Below are 18,754 nucleotides of genomic sequence, written 5' to 3' on the forward strand. Positions count from 1 at the left end.
GGTTTAACGGCTATTGTTCTTACCGCGATTACCGATTTAGGCGCTTTTGACATCTTTTTGACTGCAGTTTTTTTTGCAGGGTTATTCCAGTTGGCATTAGGATTTCTTAAGGCGGGAAGCATTTCTAATTATTTCCCGACGAATGTGATTGAAGGAATGTTGGCCGGAATCGGAATTATCATTATTTTGAAACAATTGCCCCATGCTTTCGGTTATGATAGCGATTTTGAAGGAGATCAATCCTTTGTGCAGATGGACGGAAGCAATACGTTTTCTGCTTTATTAGGTATTTTGGATTATATTCAATTGGGTTCTATAATCATCACAGCTTTATCCTTAATTATTTTGATTGCCTGGGATAAATTACCTTTTCTGAAGCGATTAAAATTGGTTCCGGGCGCACTTGTTGCGGTTGTAGTTGGTGTGATCTTAAATGAAATTTTCACAATATCAGGAAGCTCTTTGGCTATTGGGAAAGAACATTTGGTTTCTTTGCCGGTTCCTACGACTTTAGAGGAGTTCAAGTCCATTATAGTTACTCCAAATTTTTCGGGAATTACTAACCCTAAAGTTTGGGTGATAGCATTGACAATAGCAATTGTTGCTTCAATAGAAACTTTATTAAGTATTGAAGCGGCTGACAGGATGGACGCACAGAAGCGTTATACTGATACAAATATAGAATTGAAAGCTCAGGGAATTGGTAATATGGTGAGCTCACTTTTAGGAGGTTTGCCATTAACATCTGTAATTGTACGTACATCAGCAAATAATAATTCGGGTGCCAAATCTAAAATGTCAGCTATAATTCACGGGTTTTTGTTATTGATAAGTGTGGTTACAATTCCACTGGTTTTGAATAAAATTCCGTTGGCTACCTTAGCTGCAATTCTTTTATTAGTTGGATATAAATTGGCTAAACCAGCGACTTTTAAACACTTTTGGGAGAAGGGAAAATACCAGTTTGTCCCATTTATCGCTACTTTACTGGCGGTTGTTTTTACCGATTTATTGAAAGGTGTGGCTTTAGGAATCATTATCAGTGTCATTTTTGTTTTAAAAGGAAACCTCAAACGAGCTTACAATTTTAGAAAAGAAGAATATGCTGATGGCGATGTTATTCATATTGATTTGGCACAGGAAGTTTCTTTTTTAAATAAAGCGGCAATCAAATCAACCTTAAGTGAAATTCCTGAAAACTCAAAAGTGATTATCAATGCTCATGATACGGTTTATATTGCTCACGATATTTTGGATTTAATCCATGAATTTAAAACCACAAGAGCCATTGATGAAAATATTAAAGTCAAACTTAAAGGGTTTAAAAAAGCATATCAGTTAGAGAACACTGAGGAAACGCAGAATCATGTTACTATTGAGCATTATTATGATGCTGCAAAAAGAGTTATGATTAAAAAAGAAATTAAAAAAGAAGGCTTACTAAACCAATAAAAAATACAATAATTAGGGATTAAAGGTAAAAAAATAGTTCCTTTACGTTGTAAATATTTAACACTAAAGTTTGTATAATTAACAATAATTACAGAAGATTATGAGCGATTTTTATAAAAAAATATTAGATAATAATAAAGTTTGGGTTGAATCTGCATTGGCAAAAGACCCCAATTATTTTAAAGATTTAGCCAAAGGACAAACGCCGCCATTATTATGGATTGGCTGTTCAGATAGTCGCGTTCCGGCGAATGAAATCATCGGTGCAAAACCAGGGGAGGTTTTCGTGCATAGAAATATTGCCAATATGGTGGTGCATTCGGATATGAATATGTTGAGTGTTCTGGATTATGCCGTGAATGTTTTGAAAGTAAAACACGTTATCGTTTGCGGACATTACGGTTGTGGCGGTATTAAAGCGGCAATGGGGAATGATTCCATTGGGATTATCGACAACTGGATTCGTCATATAAAAGACGTTTATCGATTGCATAATGCTTACTTGGACTCGATTGTTGACGAAAACGAAAGATTTAATACTTTTGTAGAATTAAACGTAAAAGAGCAAGTATACGATTTGGCTAAAACGTCGATTGTTCAGTCCGCTTGGAAAAACGGTCAGGATTTAACTTTGCATGGTTGGGCTTATGGATTGAATTCAGGGTTTGTTACTGATTTGAATGTCAATTTTAGTTCGGACAAAGATTTAGATGCAGTCTATCAATTGAATTTTGAATAAATATTTTAAATATTAAGCCACTTTCGAGTGGCTTTTTTATTATTCAATATCCAGATTTTCATTGAATGATGATGGTAACATTTTAGGAATGAATTTGATTAATATCGGTAATAATAAACTTCCGCCGGGTAATAAAAAGATGGTTAGCGAAGGAATGGATTTGCAGATATCCAACAATTGTTTTTTGACTTTTTTCTTTTCCTTTTCGTTCAAATCCCTTCTTGTGGAATGAGCCAGTAAAACCATCAATTCTTTGCTTTCGGATATTTCTTTATACAAACGATTTTTATTTCGAGTAATCAAAACCACTACACTTTGGGTCGTTTGATCGTAAAAATGTTTTACAGGATTTGAATAGTTGAAATAAGGAATTTCATCTTTGTATTTTGTAATAAATCCATTGGTTTTATTAATGCTTTCCGTTACAAAATTATCAGGAACACTCATGAATTCCGCTAATTTATGCAGAAAATAAGCTTCGTTTTTTTCGATAATTCCATCACTCCATAACGCCATTCCTGCCATATCAATCAAATAATATTTCTCTAATTCAGAGGTAAAATAATCTAATTTTAGGTCTTCCAGATTCTGAACATTTACTTTGGAAAATTTACTATAACGAACCGATGCCTCAAAAAGTTTAATTAATAAATCATCATATTTAGATTTATTTGTTTTGGTTTTCAGCGCAAGCGAAACAATACTGACAATGGCTTCTTCTATCTTTTTTAAATATTTTTCAGGAATTGTACCATGAATGAGATATTGGTGAAAAGCCAAAGCATCTACAAAAAGCAAGGCATTGGTTAGAATATGAGAAAAGTTTTTGCTAATAATATCGATATTGGTTTGAACACGGGTATCGATTATTTTTTCTAAATTTAAAGAGGGTGAACTATTGGGCAATACTTTTTTAAACAAACTAAATCCTTGAGGGTTCATTTCATTATAAAAAGCCACGACCTTTAATACAAAGCTTTCAGGATTACTTTCTTTAGTAGTTAGCCCATAAATAGTATATAAAGTATTGAGTAAGGCAATTTTAGAAATTTCATTTTGAATCCACCCTTTCGTATTTATTGGGACAAGTGTATCAAAAGAAACAATGTGTCCATAAATGAAACCAGTTTCTCTCACTTTTTTATAAAACAAATCAGGATGAACCGAAACCGATGAAGGTTTTTGCGTCAAGAAAAATTTGTCTATCCAGCCGTTTGCCGAAGGATTAATCATTGCTATAGTTTAAAGCTGCAAATCTATGTTTTTTTGTGAAATGGAGGATGTAGTTGGTATTAAGTTTATTTTAAATTAAAGTTTATTTGATAATAGCCAAACAAGCTACTCTGGCTCCGGCATTTCCTGTAGGTTGAGAAATATAATCATCAGGATCCTGATGTATGATTAAGCTTTTTCCAAGAATATCTTTTGTCTTATCATCACAACCAATACACCATTCATCTGTAGTGAAAATTACGGTTCCGTTTCCAAATTCATCTGCTGTAAAATTCCCGATATCACCTTTATGGGCTTCACCTTCTCCTAATTTTCCATGTTTTTTGAAAGTAGGATTCCAATGTCCACCTGCTGAACTTCCATCTGCAGCTGAACAATCTGATTTCTCATGAATATGGATAGCATGGATTCCTGGTTTCAATCCTGTAACTTTTGCTTCTAAGATAACTTTTCCATCTTTTTCTTTAAAAACAGCGGTTCCGGAAACTTTACTATTACTTTTTGACAAAAAACCAACGGCTAATTTTTTATCATAATCAGATGCCATATTGGTTTTACAACCAATAAAAAGGATTAATCCCAAACTAAATAATATGACTATTTTTTTCATGATATGTTTTCTATCAAAGGTAAGAAAATTATAGGTATTATATAATCTGATTTTGTTTTATAATTTCGTGAATGTGGAAATTATGCAATAGTCATTTCAAATTCGTAATCAATATTTGTGTAATTTTGAGGGTTATAGTAATTAGTACAATTATGAATTTAAAAGCGGGTTTTCCATTTTGGTTAATTAAAGACGGTTTGCCCTATACCTTTCCTAAATTGACTAAAAATATAGAAACCGATGTAGTCATCATAGGTGCGGGAATATCAGGAGCATTAGTTCGTTATTATTTAATTAATGCCGGAATAAATTGCGTTACTGTTGATTCTAGAACCATAGGATTAGGAAGCAGTTGTGCGAGTACGTCACTTTTGCAATATGAGATTGACACACCATTATCAGAATTAAAAAATTTAGTTGGAGAAAAAAATGCGGAAAGAGCCTATCAATTATGCAATCATGCCATAGAAGAGCTGGGTGAAATTGCGAAAAAATTAGAGTTTAAAGAATTTGAATTCAAAAAAAGCCTTTATTATGCTGCCTACAAAAAAGACGTTCCTTTTCTAAAAAAAGAATATGCAGCCCGAAAAAAAGCGGGTTTTGATGTTCGCTATTTAGATGAAAATACGATTCGAGAAGAATTTAATTTTTCGTCACCGGGAGCCATTTTATCTAATCACGGTGCCCAGACAAATGCTTATGCCTTTACCCATAGGTTATTGCAACATAAAAAAGATAAGGATTTAAATATTTTTGATCGCACAACCATAACCAAAATTAAGCATCATAAAAATGGTGTTCAACTGGAAACCGAACACGGTTTTATTCTTAAAACCAAAAAATTAATTTACGCGACAGGGTATGAAGTAACTCATTTTATTGATAAAAAAATAGTTGATTTGAAATCTACTTATGCAGTAATTAGTGAGCAATATGAATCGAAAAATTTCTGGAAGGACAATGTTTTAATGTGGAATACTGCAAATCCATACTTATATATGCGAACTACTCCTGATGGTCGAATTTTGGTAGGAGGAAGAGATGTTAATTTTTATGATCCTAAAAAAAGAGATAAGCTGATAGCCAAAAAAGCCAGACAATTGGTTAATGATGTTCATAAAATTTTCCCCGATTTAGAATTCAAATCCGAATTTAGCTGGACAGGAACTTTTGGCGCCACTAAGGACGGATTACCTTTTATTGGTGAATATAAAAAATTGCCGAACAGTTATTTTGCTTTGGGTTTTGGAGGCAATGGCATTACATTCAGTTTAATTGCTGCCGAAATAATTAGGGATTTAATTCAAGGAAATGAAAATAAGGATGCCGAAATATTTTCTTTCGGAAGAGTATAAAAAATAGTTTTAAATATGAAGCATAAAGAATTGGCTAAGACAAGTTGGGGTTTATTAAAAACAACTTTCAATGAATTTGATGATGATAATGCCTTAAAATTGAGTGCTTCATTGTCATATTTTACTATATTTTCATTGCCTCCATTGTTAATTATTATTTTGTCAATTTTAAGTTTTTTCTTTGGAAGAGAAGCGATAACCGGGAGGTTTTTTATCCAAATTAATGGAATGGTGGGCAATGAAGCGGCATTACAAATCCAGGAAACAATTAAGAATATCGAGTTGTCTAACAGTAATGTGTTTGCTGCTATATTTGGAGGAATCATGTTGTTAATAGGAGCATCTGGGGTATTTGCTGAGATACAAAGTTCCATCAATTATATCTGGGGTTTAAGAGCCAAGCCCAATAAAGGAGTTATGAAATTTATTAAAAACAGATTGATGTCATTTTCTATGATTGCATCTGTTGGGTTTTTGCTATTAGTAAGTTTGATGGTAAATACGGTAATGGATATTATAAATGCGCGCTTGATTATTCATTTTCCTAATACCACGGTTTATTTATTTTATATTCTAAACATATTAATCTTGTTTGCGACTACGACAGTATTGTTTTCAATTATTTTTAAAACATTACCCGATGGATATATTGTCTGGAAAGATGCTTTGATAGGTTCTAGTTTTACTTCATTTTTCTTTATGATAGGAAAATTTGCTATTGGATTTTATTTAGGAAGCTCCACAGTTGCAACCGTTTATGGTGCGGCCGGGTCTGTGATTATCATTTTGATTTGGGTTTATTATTCGGCAATTATCTTATATTTTGGAGCGGAATTCACCAAAGTTTATGCCAATGCACATGGCAATAAAATTATTCCGAATGCTTATGCTGTTGGAATTAAGGTGGAGATTATAGAAATTAAAAAGAAAGAAATGATCTCAATTGCTGAAGAGGCAAAAAAACAGAATTTATAATAGGCAATATTTAGGATTTTTTTTAATAAAGAAATGACTTCAAAAACAAAAAAAACCGTCTCGTTATTTTAACTTGACGGTTTTTTCAACAATTAACTTAACTAAAAACTATTTTTTAAAAACAATATTCGTTTTCTCCAACCAATTTTGTTGTAATGGTTTCTCTTAATGCAACTACATTTGGCATATTAGTATATTTGGTAAAGCGTCTTAAGCCCATCAACATCATGCGTTGTTCATCTCCTTCTGCAAAGGAAATCACGCTTTCTTTACCTTTTTGAGTAACAATATCAACTGCTTTGTATAAGTATAATTTAGCCATAGCGATTTGTTCCTGCACTTTGGCTTCCCCTTCTTTTTTGACTAATTTTTCGGTTCTTAAAATGGTAGATTCTGCCATATAAATTTCAATCAACATATCAGCGGCAGCCATCAATAATTGTTGGTGTGCATCCAAATCAGGGCCAAATTTCTGAACGGCACTTCCTGCAACCATTAAGAATGCCTTTTTCAATTTGCCGACCATTTCTTTTTCTTCGGCGAATAATTCTGAATAATCTGGAGTATCAAAAGAAGGAATTCCCATTAATTCTTCGGAAACTTTCATGGCGGGGCCTAATAAATCCACCTGACCTTTCATGGCTTTTTTGATTAGCATTCCTACCGAAAGCATCCTGTTGATTTCGTTTGTCCCTTCATAAATACGTGCAATTCGGGCATCTCTCCAGGCGCTTTCCATTGGTGTATCTTCAGAAAAGCCCATTCCACCGAATATCTGAATTCCTTCGTCCGCACAATTTTGAACATCTTCCGAAACGGCTACTTTTAAAATAGAACATTCAATAGCATATTCTTCAACCCCTTTCAATTCGGCTTCTTGATGAGTAGCACCTTCAGCTACACGTGCTTCAATTCGATTTTCGATATCTTTCGCAGCTCTGTATGTAGCGCTTTCTCCGGCATAACAATTGGCTGCCATTTCTGCTAATTTGGAACGAATGGCTCCAAATTGTGAAATGGGAGTATTAAATTGAATTCTCTCGTTGGCATATATGGTTGCATTTGTCGTAATTCTGCGTTGCGCATCCAGACAGGCAGCAGCCAATTTGATACGACCGATATTTAAGGCATTCATGGCGATTTTGAAACCATTTCCTCTTTCGGATAACATGTTTTCAACAGGAACTTTTGTTTCTGCAAAGAAAACCTGACGGGTAGAAGAGGCACGAATTCCTAATTTATGTTCTTCTTCATTCATAGAAATTCCATTTTTCGGATCATTTTCTACGATAAAGCCTGTAATGTTTTTGTCATCACCAATTCGGGCAAATACAATAAATAAACTGCAAAAACCGGCATTGGTAATCCACATTTTTTGTCCAGAAATTTTATAGTGCGTTCCGTCTTCGGATAAAACAGCCTTTGTTTTTCCGGAATTGGCATCCGATCCAGCGCCAGGTTCTGTCAGGCAATAAGCACCAAACCATTCGCCTGAAGCCAGTTTAGGAACGTATTTTTGCTTTTGCTCTTCCGTTCCATATAAAGTAATTGGCATAGTGCCAATTCCTGTATGCGCACCGAAAGCACTCGAAAACGAACCTGTTGCTCCCGAGATATAATCACAAACTAAAACGGTTTCTACAAAACCCATTCCCATTCCGCCATAGGCTTCAGGAACAGCGATACTCAAAAAGCCCATTTCTGCGGCCTTGCGCATACATTCAACTGTAAGAGCAAAATCTTTCTTTTCAAAACGGTCTTTGTTGGGCCAAATTTCTTTGTCGACAAACTCTCTCACCGAGTCACGCATCATTAATTGCTCTTCTGAAAAATCTTCTGGAGTGAAGATGTCTTCGCACTTTGTTTCTTTTACGAGGAATTGTCCGCCTCTTGTTATATCTTTCATTATTATGTCTTTTATCGGTTAGTTATAGTAATTCATATATTCCTGCTGAACCTTGTCCGGTTCCCACACACATCGAAACAATTCCGTATTTGTTTCCTCGTCTTTTCATTTCGTCAAATAATTGAACGGATAATTTTGCTCCGGTACAACCTAATGGATGACCTAAAGCTATCGCTCCGCCATTTACATTCACGATATCAGGATTCAAATCCAATTCGCGAATTACAGCTAATGATTGGGAAGCAAAAGCTTCATTCAATTCAATTAAATCAATATCTTTTAATTGTAAACCGGCTTGCTTCAAGGCTTTTGGAATGGCTTTTACCGGACCAATTCCCATGATTCTTGGTTCAACTCCTGCGGATGCAAAGTTTACCAATCGGGCAATAGGCGTAAGGTTTAATTCTTTAACCATTTCTTCTGACATGATTAAAACAAAAGCCGCACCATCACTCATTTGAGAAGAATTTCCTGCGGTTACGCTTCCATCTGCTGCAAAAACAGGTCTTAATCCTGATAATGCTTCCACAGAAGTTCCGGCTCTTGGTCCTTCATCTTTATTAACTATATACGATTTGGTTTCTTTTTTACCATTTTCATTGATGAACGTTTGCTCGATAGAAATTGGAACAATTTGTTTATCGAATTTACCTTCAGCTTGCGCTTTCAAAGCTTTCATATGGGATTGATAAGCAAACTCATCTTGGTCTGCTCGAGAAATATTATACTGATGGGCTACCGCTTCGGCAGTTAATCCCATTCCCCAATAATAATCTTCGTTTCCTGCTTTTGCCACAGCATAATCAGGAGTGGGTTTATAACCGCCCATCGGGATAAAACTCATGCTTTCTGCACCACCGGCAATAATACAATCGGCCATTCCGGATTGGATTTTGGCTGTAGCCATTCCGATGGTTTCTAATCCTGATGCACAATATCGGTTTACGGTTACACCGGGAACATCTTCGATTTTTAATCCCATTAAGGAAATCAATCTTCCCACATTCAGACCTTGTTCTGCTTCAGGCATGGCATTTCCAACCATGACATCATCAATACGTTTCTTGTCGAAATCAGGCAATTCATTCATCATGAACTCAATGGTTTCTGCCGCCAATTCATCGGGTCTTTTAAATCGGAACACGCCTTTTGGTGCTTTACCAACGGCTGTTCTGTATGCTTTTACTATATAGGCTGTTTTCATATGGACATTTTAAATTTTTTATAAAAAATTTATAATTCTTAATTTCTTAGAGGTTTTCCTTTGGTTAACATGAATTGGATTCTTTCCAACGTTTTTCTTTCGGTACACAAGGACAAGAAAGCTTCCCGTTCGATATCCAACAAATATTGTTCGGATACTAATGTTGGTTCGGATAAATCGCCACCAGCCATTACGTAAGCCAGTTTGTTGGCAATTTTTTTATCGTGTTCCGAGATGTATTTTCCGGCTTGCATTTGGTCGGTTCCAACAAGGAACATTCCCAAGGCTTGTTTCCCGAGAACTTTCACGTCATTTCTACGAATAGGTTGTGTGTAACCGGCTTCTGCCATTAACAAAGCGTGTTTTTTGGCTTCGGCAATTTGACGATCTTTATTCACTACTACAATATCTTTTCCATGTTGAAGAATTCCTAAATCGAATGCTTCATGAGCAGAGCTAGATACTTTTGCCATAGCAACAGTTAAGAAATATTCTTGTAAAACATTCAGTTCGACATCGTTTTTACGGAATAAATCAGACGCACGCAATGCCATTTCTTTAGATCCGCCACCGCCTGGAATTACTCCGACACCAAATTCCACTAATCCGATATAGGTTTCTGCAGCAGCTACCACTTTATCAGCGTGCATGCTCATTTCGCAACCGCCACCAAGAGTCATCCCATGTGGTGCAACGACTACTGGGATTCCGGAATAGCGCACACGCATCATTGTGTCCTGGAACATTTTAATGGCCATATTCAGCTCATCGTATTCTTGTTCGACGGCCATCATAAATATCATTCCGATATTGGCTCCAACAGAGAAATTGGCTGCCTGATTTCCGATAACCAAACCTTGGTATTCTTTTTCGGCTAAATCAATGGCTTTGTTAATTCCTTGTAAAACATCGCCGCCAATGGTATTCATTTTGGATTGGAATTCTAAATTCAAAATTCCGTCTCCTAAGTCTTGTATAATGGCACCGCTGTTGCTCCAAACTTTTTTGCTTTCGCGAATGTTATTCAGTATGATAAACGAATCCTGCCCCGGAACTTTAGTTTGTGATTTTGCTGGAATATTATAGAAATAAGTTGCTCCTTCTTTTACAGTATAAAAACTGTTGCTTCCGGAAGCCAACATATCATTTACCCAAGCTGAAGGAGTTAATCCTTCAGTTTTCATGATTTCGATTCCTTTTTCAACACCGATGGCATCCCAAATTTCGAATGGACCATTTTCCCAACCGAAACCGGCTTTCATCGCATCGTCAATTTTGTATAATTCATCAGAGATTTCAGGGATTCTGTTGGAAACGTAAGCGAACATTCCGGCAAAACTTTTTCGGTAAAATTCTCCAGCTTTGTCTGTCCCTTTTACCAAAACTTTGAAACGGTCAATTGGTTTATCAATCGTTTTAGTAAGTTCTAAAGTTGCAAAGGAAGCTTTTTTAGCTGGACGATATTCTAATGTATCTAAATCTAAAGTTAGAATGTCTTTGTCGACTTTTTTATAAAACCCTTGTCCTGTTTTGCTTCCCAGCCATTTGTTTTCCATCATTTTGTTGATGAAATCCGGAAGTTTAAACAATTCGTGGGCTTCGTCGGTTGGACAGTTTTCGTAAATTCCGTTGGCAACATGTACCAAAGTATCCAAACCAACCACGTCAACCGTTCGGAACGTAGCCGATTTCGGTCGGCCAATAACTGGACCAGTCAATTTATCTACTTCTTCGATGGTTAATCCCATTTCTTTGACCAAATGGAATAAACTTTGGATACCAAAAATACCGATTCGGTTTCCGATGAAAGCCGGAGTATCTTTGGCTACGACCGAAGTTTTGCCTAAAAATTTCTCTCCATATATAGTAAGGAAGTCCAATACTTCAGTTGAAGTTTGCGGACCTGGGATGATTTCGAATAATTTTAAATAGCGCGCGGGATTAAAAAAGTGGGTTCCACAGAAGTGTTTTTGAAAATCGTCACTTCGTCCTTCACTCATAAAATGAATAGGAATTCCGGAAGTATTTGAGGTAACTAAAGTTCCGGGTTTTCTGAATTTTTCGATTTGTTCAAACACCATTTTTTTGATGTCTAAACGTTCTACAACTACCTCGATAATCCAATCGACAGCAGCGATTTTTGACATATCATCAGTAGTGTTGCCCGTTGTAATTCGGTTGGCAAATTTCTGATTGTAGATAGGGGATGGCTTCGATTTTAATGAATTGGCCAAATGCTCATTTACCAATCGGTTTCTTACGATTTTACTTTCTAAAGTGAGTCCTTTTTTAGCTTCGGCTTCGGTGAGCTCTCTTGGAACAATATCCAAAAGCAAAACCTCGACACCAATGTTGGCAAAATGACAGGCTATTCCCGAACCCATAATTCCGGATCCGATTACTGCAACTTTTTTAATTGTGCGTTTCATACGTAGTTAATATTTGTTTTTTTTATTGGAATATGGTATCGCCATTCTTATATTATTGATTGTTTTTTTTAATCATGACGATGTCATTTTCTTTTTTTTTCGGTTTGCTCCGCCAGTTCGCTGACGCTCGTGTGATTAAATATGTTTTTTTCCTGAATTAAATCGTTGATAATTTCGGAAACTTCCATAAAATGCTGGAGTTTTTCATCTGAAATATGTTGTCTTACGGTTTCGTTGAATTTCAAAACTGTATTCTTTGACAATTCTCTTTTTTCTTTACCAAATTCGGTTAAGTAAATCAATACGCCACGACCGTCTTCAGGATTTTTCTTTCTGATGATTAAGCCTTTGTCTTCCATCGATTTTAGGGTTCTGGTTAAGCTGGTAGCTTCCATTCCCATTTTTGGACCTAAAGCCGTGGAAGGAGTTCCTTTGTCTTTATCCATACTCAATAAGGCAAACCCAGTAGCCATGGTTGCACCGTATTTTGAAGCTTCTTCATTATACATTCTCGAAACGGCTTGCCAGGTGGCCCTTAAAATATAATCTATCGTTTTATCTTTCATATTTCAAAATCAGAATATCAAATATAATAAAAAATATTATGCACGCATAATAAATTAGTGTTATTTTTTTATTTCAAATGAGATATATAAAAAAAACTCCTCAGGATTGAGGAGTTTTTAGGATAAGAAAGAATGTTAAATTTTAATCTTTTATAATTTTCCATTTACTGCCGCAACGACAGCTCCGACTAGAGCACCCATTACGATTCCAATTATTAAATCAAGTCCGAAATTTTGATAATCGACTTCCATTGAAGAAGCACGCATAAAAAAATTAGTCATTAGTCCTATAAATATTCCAATCATTGCTCCGGCTTTTAGACCTGTCAGATAATTTGAAATAGACGCCCATTGGATAAATATATAGGAAATAAAAAACCCAAAAGTCATGCAACCCAAAAAGATAAACAACATATTTGGCATTTCACTTGGGAAATAGTCTTTAAAAACAATTCCATACAACAACCAGCCTAGCAAAAAATCGGCAATACCTCCGGCAATACCAGCGAGTAAAAAATTTTTAATTTTCATAATGTCTTGGTTTTAATTTGATTAGTTGTGTAAATATATAAAACAATTAACAAAAATTAACAATTATAATCTTATTCTTTATGGCATGGAAATCTGTAGCAAAAAAAAAACTCCCTGTATTAGGGAGTTTTAAATTTAAGCCGGAATATAAATTTTTTTATAAAGATCTATATATTTTTCCATCACAATTTTTCTTTTGAGTTTCAGTGTAGGAGTAAGGTGCCCGCTATTAATGGACCAAATATCAGGTGTTAATTCAAAGCGTTTAATTTTTTCCCAGTTGCCAAATTTTTCGTTTAACATATTTATTTCCTCCTGGATGCGCTCGATTACTTTTGGATTGGCAATAATTTCTTCATTGGTTGCTCCAATGTCAATATTATGGATAGCCGCCCAATCAACAATAAAATCAAAATTTGGCTGAATGAAAGCTGCCGGCATTTTTTCGCCAGCACCAATAACCATGATTTGTTCAATAAAACGGGATTGTTTCATTGCGTTTTCCAGTAATTGTGGCGCAATATATTTCCCACCGGAGGTTTTAAACATTTCTTTTTTACGGTCGGTAATTTTAAGAAAACCTTCTTTATCTATTTCTCCAATGTCGCCAGTATGGAAATAGCCATTCTCTATAACTTCATTGGTTAATTTGTCATCTTTATAATAGCCCATCATCACATTAGGACCTTTGCAAAGGATTTCTCCGTCTTCTGCAATTTTCACTTCCACATTGTCAATGACTCTTCCAACGGTTCCTACTTTGAAACCTCCGTTTCTCATGTCATTTACTGAAATAACGGGAGAAGTTTCGGTTAAACCATAACCTTCCATAACCGGAATTTCCGCAGCGGCAAAAACTCGGGCTAATCTGGGTTGTAAAGCGGCGCTTCCCGAAACCATTAAATCTAAGTTACCGCCCAAACCTTCTTTCCATTTGCTGAAAATTAGTTTACGTGCGATTTTCAATTGAAATTCATACCATGCGCCATTAGCTCCATAAGGTTCATATTGCAATCCCAAATCAATAGCCCAAAAAAACAATTTCTTTTTGATGCCGGTTAATTCAGTTCCTTTTGCGTAGATTTTATCATATACTTTTTCAAGAAGTCTTGGAACGGCTGTCATTACCGTTGGTTTTACTTCTTTGATATTGTCACTGATTTTGTCTATTGATTCACCAAAATAAACGGAAACACCATAATATTGGTATAAATATAAAATCATTCTTTCGAAGATATGACAAATAGGAAGAAAGCTTAATGCTCGACTTTTACCCGCTTCAAAAGGAATTCTTGAAGAGCTATCCAATACATTGGAAACAATATTTTTATGAGAAAGCATCACGCCTTTTGGTCTTCCGGTAGTTCCCGAAGTATAAATAATAGTGGCTAAATCCTCGGATTGTACGTTGTTTTTTCTTTCTTCAACTGTATTTTGATTGCTTTGGTCTTTACCTAAAGTCAATAATTCTGTCCAGTTTTTACAATTTGGGATTTCATTGAATGCATAAACTTCCTTTAAAGCAGGGACATTATGTTTAATCAGATTTATTTTTCGCAATACTTCCGCATCAGAAACAAAACAATAAATGGCTCCGGAATGGTTCAGAATATATTCATAATCCTCTTCAGAAATGGTCGGATAAATAGGAACATTTTGTGCGCCGGTTTGTAAAATTCCAATATCAAGAATATTCCATTCGGTTCTGTTATTGGTAGAAATTACAGCAATCTTATCGTTTTTTTGAACGTCCATCCTCAGAAGTGCTCTTGAGATGGCATTGGCTTTAGCAATATATTCTTCGGTTGAAGTTTTTATCCAAACACCGTTATATTTCGTGACCAATGCATCAGAAATAGAATGTTTTTCAAGTTGGTAATAAGGAAAATCGAACAATCGGGTAATAGCGTTCATTTTTGATGCAGTATTTATTTTGATGCAAATTAGTAAAAAAACTATTATTCTTGAATGTATTTTATAAAAAAAGGAGCTGACAACTGCCAACTCCTTGATATATATAATAATGAGTGTTTGAATTATTTATTTTCTAACCACTTTCTTGCATTGACAAAGGCTTCATGCCAAGGCGAAACTTCATCGTTTCTGTCTTTTGGATAATTAGCCCAGTTCCATTGGAAAGTAGAGCGTTCAATATGTGGCATCATCACCAAATGGCGACCGTCATTACTTGCCATCATTGCGATGTCAAAATGCGATCCATTTGGATTTGCTGGATAACCATCATAAGCAAATTTGGCAACAACATCATATTTGTCTTCCGAATAAGGCAAATCGAACTTCCCTTCACCATGCGAAATCCAGACTCCCAAAGTGCTTCCTGCTAAAGTACTTAGCATAACAGAATGATTCTCCTGAATTTTTACTGAAGTAAAGCCACTTTCGTGTTTCTTGGAATCGTTATGAAGCATTCTCGGTTTTATCTCGTGAGTCGGATTGATTAATCCTAATTCCATAAACAATTGGCAGCCATTACAGATTCCGACAGAAAGGGTATCGTCTCTTTTAAAGAAATTGTCCAAAGCCGTTTTTGCTTTTTCATTGTATAAAAAGGCTCCGGCCCAACCTTTGGCAGAACCCAAAACATCTGAATTGGAAAATCCTCCGACTGCTCCAATGAATTGAATGTCTTCCAAAGTTTCACGACCCGAAATCAAATCGGTCATGTGAACGTCTTTTACATCAAAACCGGCCAAGTACATCGCATTTGCCATTTCGCGCTCGGAATTACTTCCTTTTTCACGGATAATAGCAGCTTTTGGGCGCGGTTTTGAATTGTCGATTACCGGTTTTTTTCCTGTAAAATGGGTAGGAAAAACAAACTGTAACGGTTGGTTTTTATAATTGTCGAAACGCGCTTGAGCCATTCCGTTTTTAGATTGTTTCTGGTCTAATAAAAAAGAAGTTTTAAACCAAATGTCCCTGTATTTTGGAATACTCAATCCACATGGACCAAAGTCCAAAGTTTCTTCAGAAGTAACTGTTCCTAATTTATAGAAAGAAACGTTATTTGCTTTTAATTTAGATTCAATATCAGCATCAATTTTTGCCTGAAAAACAATTCCGATATTTTCTGCAAAAAGATATTTGATGATGTCTTTTTCTTCAAAAACAGAGAAATCTATTTTAGCTCCTAAATTCACATCAGCAAAACACATTTCTAACAAAGTTGTAATTAAACCACCACTTCCGATATCGTGTCCTGCAAGGATATTGTCTTCTAAAATTAATTCCTGAATCGTATTGAAAGCTCTTTTGAAAAAAGCTGCATCTCTAATAGTCGGTGCCTCATTTCCAATTTTATTCATCGTTTGTGCCAACGAAGAACCACCCAATTTATAGTCATCTTGCGAAAGATTGATATAATAAATAGAACCACCGTCTCTTTGTAAAACAGGTTCCACCACTTTTTTAATATCGGTACAATTTCCACCTGCCGAAATAATTACCGTTCCCGGCGCAATCACTTCTTCGTTTGGATATTTTTGTTTCATCGAAAGCGAATCTTTTCCGGTTGGAATATTGATCCCCAATTCGATGGCAAAATCCGAACAGCTTTTTACAGCTGCATACAAACGGGCATCTTCACCTTCGTTTTTACACGCCCACATCCAGTTGGCCGAAAGGGAAATTCCGTCTAAACCATCTTTGATAGGTGCCCAAACAATATTTGATAATGCTTCTGCAATGGCCGTTCTGCTTCCTGCAACAGGATCAATCAAAGCGGCAACTGGGGAATGTCCTATTGAAGTGGCGATTCCTTCTTTTCCTAAATAATCCAAAGCCATCACACCACAATTGTTCAATGGCAATTGCAAGGGACCGGCACATTGTTGTTTGGCTACTTTTCCGCCCACGCAACGGTCGACTTTATTGGTCAGCCAGTCTTTACAGGCAACAGCTTCCAATTGAAGTACTTGTTCCAGATACGTTGAGATGTTCCTTGTAGAATATTCTAAATCACTATATTTTCTGTCGATAGTTTTGTCGGTCATCACCACTTTTGGAGAACTTCCAAAAAAGTCTTCTAAAGCAAAATCCATTGGTTTAGCACCCGTAGTTTTTGACTCGAAAGTAAAACGATGGTCTCCCGTAACTTCCCCAACTTGGTAAATTGGTGAGCGTTCTCTATCGGCAATACGTTGTAAAGTGTCAATGTCTTTTTGGCCAATAACCAATCCCATTCTTTCTTGGGATTCATTACCGATTATTTCTTTTGCCGAAAGGGTAGGGTCACCCACTGGCAATTTATCTAAATTAATCAAACCTCCAGTTTCTTCGACCAATTCCGAAAGACAGTTCAAGTGTCCTCCAGCGCCGTGATCGTGAATAGATACAATTGGATTTACATCGCTTTCCACCAAACCACGAATGGCATTGGCAGCACGTTTTTGCATTTCAGGATTTGAACGTTGGATTGCATTTAATTCAATACCTGAACTAAAAGCACCGGTGTCTGCAGAAGAAACTGCTGCACCACCCATTCCGATTCTATAATTTTCACCACCAAGGATAACGATTTTATCGCCTGTTTGTGGTTTTTTCTTTATGGCTTGGTCTAATTTTCCGTAACCGATTCCTCCGGCTTGCATAATCACTTTATCGAAACCTAATTTACGGGCGTCTTCTTCGTGTTCGAAAGTCAGGATAGAACCTGTAATTAATGGTTGCCCGAATTTATTTCCAAAATCAGAAGCTCCGTTGGAAGCTTTGATTAAAATATCCATTGGAGTTTGATACAACCATTTTCTTTCGGTCATTCCGTTTTCCCAAGGTCTGTTTTCTTCCAATCGCGAATACGAAGTCATGTAAACCGCCGTTCCTGCCAATGGCAAAGAACCTTGTCCACCTGCCAAACGGTCGCGAATTTCTCCACCCGAACCTGTTGCTGCTCCGTTGAAAGGTTCTACAGTCGTTGGGAAATTGTGGGTTTCTGCTTTTAAGGAAATTACTGAATCAAATTCTTTAACTTCGTAAAAATCAGGTTTGTCGGCACTTTTTGGTGCGAATTGTTGTACTCTTGGCCCTTTTACAAAAGCTACATTATCTTTATAAGCCGAAACAATATCGTTAGGGTTTTCTGCCGATGTTTTCTTGATTAATTTGAAGAGCGAAGAAGGCATTTCCTCTCCATCGATAACAAAAGTTCCGTTGAAAATTTTGTGACGACAGTGCTCTGAATTGGCTTGTGAGAAACCAAAAACTTCCGAGTCCGTTAGTTTTCTACCCAATTTAGTCGCCAGATTATCCAAATACTCTACTTCTTCGGGACTCAAAGCCAAACCTTCTTTTTGGTTATAACCGGCAATATCATCAATTTCAAGAATCGCTTCCGGTTTGATATTGATGGTAAATATGTCCTGATTTAATTCGGAATATTTCTGCGAAAGCATGGGATCGAAATCCATAAAATCCTCAGAAACTTTTTCAAATTCTTCAATTCGGATGATGCCTGAAATTCCCATATTTTGAGTAATCTCCACTGCATTAGTACTCCAAGGCGTTATCATTGTCACACGTGGTCCAACAAAAAAATCCGCTAGTACGGATTTTTCTATTTTATGCGCGTCGCCAAAAAGCCAGTTTAATTTTGAAATGTCTTCTGTAGAAATTTGGTTTTGCGACTGAACTGCAAAAACCGTCTTGGTTTGGTTTCCGAAGAAATGAATCATTGTATGTGTAGTTATTGTTGTGGTGCAAATTTAATCAATTAAGATTAAAATCCGAATAAAAAAA

General features: G+C 36.0%; 13 protein-coding genes. 4 read left to right on the forward strand and 9 right to left on the reverse strand.

The annotated features are described in order from the left end of the window. Positions 1 to 1,452 (forward strand): SulP family inorganic anion transporter (locus VI621_RS13910; protein ID WP_324219013.1); only part of this gene is annotated, 1,452 nt, incomplete at its 5' end. Between the two features lie 100 nt (positions 1,453 to 1,552). Further along, a complete protein-coding gene (gene can, locus VI621_RS13915) occupies positions 1,553 to 2,191 on the forward strand; it encodes a carbonate dehydratase (RefSeq protein WP_324219014.1) in 639 nt (212 codons plus the stop codon). Positions 2,192 to 2,230: 39 nt separating this feature from the next. Here can and VI621_RS13920 read toward each other — a convergent pair whose 3' ends face one another. Next, positions 2,231 to 3,424 (reverse strand): LETM1-related biofilm-associated protein, encoded by a 1,194-nt coding sequence (locus VI621_RS13920; RefSeq protein WP_324219015.1) that lies wholly within the window; start codon positions 3,422 to 3,424, stop codon positions 2,231 to 2,233. Positions 3,425 to 3,506: 82 nt separating this feature from the next. Further along, on the reverse strand, positions 3,507 to 4,034 hold the full coding sequence (locus VI621_RS13925; RefSeq protein ID WP_324219016.1) for a superoxide dismutase family protein: 528 nt from the start codon (positions 4,032 to 4,034) through the stop codon (positions 3,507 to 3,509). A 152-nt stretch (positions 4,035 to 4,186) separates the two neighbouring features. Between VI621_RS13925 and VI621_RS13930 the strand changes: the two genes are divergently transcribed. Together VI621_RS13930 and VI621_RS13935 are read left to right on the forward strand one after the other, a co-directional pair. Next, positions 4,187 to 5,389, forward strand: coding sequence for an FAD-dependent oxidoreductase (locus tag VI621_RS13930; RefSeq protein ID WP_324219017.1), 1,203 nt, complete (start codon positions 4,187 to 4,189; stop codon positions 5,387 to 5,389). A 15-nt stretch (positions 5,390 to 5,404) separates the two neighbouring features. Next, entirely contained in the window at positions 5,405 to 6,364 is a 960-nt protein-coding gene (locus VI621_RS13935; RefSeq protein WP_324219018.1) for a YihY/virulence factor BrkB family protein, read from the forward strand. A gap of 115 nt (positions 6,365 to 6,479) precedes the next feature. Here the strand turns inward: VI621_RS13935 and VI621_RS13940 are convergent, their stop codons facing one another. The 7 genes from VI621_RS13940 to purL all read right to left on the reverse strand — a co-directional run bounded on the left by VI621_RS13940 (position 6,480) and on the right by purL (position 18,690). Next, the gene (locus VI621_RS13940) at positions 6,480 to 8,270 is read right to left on the reverse strand and encodes an acyl-CoA dehydrogenase family protein (RefSeq protein WP_324219019.1); all 1,791 of its coding nucleotides are present in this window, start codon (positions 8,268 to 8,270) and stop codon (positions 6,480 to 6,482) included. A gap of 22 nt (positions 8,271 to 8,292) precedes the next feature. After that, entirely contained in the window at positions 8,293 to 9,474 is a 1,182-nt protein-coding gene (locus tag VI621_RS13945; RefSeq protein ID WP_324219020.1) for an acetyl-CoA C-acyltransferase, read from the reverse strand. A gap of 38 nt (positions 9,475 to 9,512) precedes the next feature. Then, positions 9,513 to 11,903, reverse strand: a complete 2,391-nt coding sequence (locus tag VI621_RS13950) for a 3-hydroxyacyl-CoA dehydrogenase/enoyl-CoA hydratase family protein (protein WP_324219021.1) — start codon at positions 11,901 to 11,903, stop codon at positions 9,513 to 9,515. An 83-nt stretch (positions 11,904 to 11,986) separates the two neighbouring features. Beyond that, positions 11,987 to 12,469: a MarR family winged helix-turn-helix transcriptional regulator gene (locus VI621_RS13955; RefSeq protein WP_324219022.1), complete on the reverse strand. Its 483-nt coding sequence runs from the start codon at positions 12,467 to 12,469 to the stop codon at positions 11,987 to 11,989. 150 nt (positions 12,470 to 12,619) lie between these two features. Beyond that, positions 12,620 to 13,000 carry a hypothetical protein gene (locus VI621_RS13960; RefSeq protein WP_324219023.1) on the reverse strand — a complete coding sequence of 127 codons (381 nt, stop codon included), beginning with the start codon at positions 12,998 to 13,000 and terminating at the stop codon, positions 12,620 to 12,622. Positions 13,001 to 13,135: 135 nt separating this feature from the next. After that, complete coding sequence (locus VI621_RS13965) at positions 13,136 to 14,914, reverse strand: AMP-dependent synthetase/ligase (RefSeq protein ID WP_324219024.1); 1,779 nt, start codon at positions 14,912 to 14,914, stop codon at positions 13,136 to 13,138. A gap of 122 nt (positions 14,915 to 15,036) precedes the next feature. Continuing rightward, the gene (purL, locus tag VI621_RS13970) at positions 15,037 to 18,690 is read right to left on the reverse strand and encodes a phosphoribosylformylglycinamidine synthase (protein ID WP_324219025.1); all 3,654 of its coding nucleotides are present in this window, start codon (positions 18,688 to 18,690) and stop codon (positions 15,037 to 15,039) included. Positions 18,691 to 18,754 lie beyond the last annotated feature (64 nt).

The organism is Flavobacterium sp. (assembly GCF_035292545.1).
Taxonomy (GTDB): Bacteria; Bacteroidota; Bacteroidia; order Flavobacteriales; family Flavobacteriaceae; genus Flavobacterium.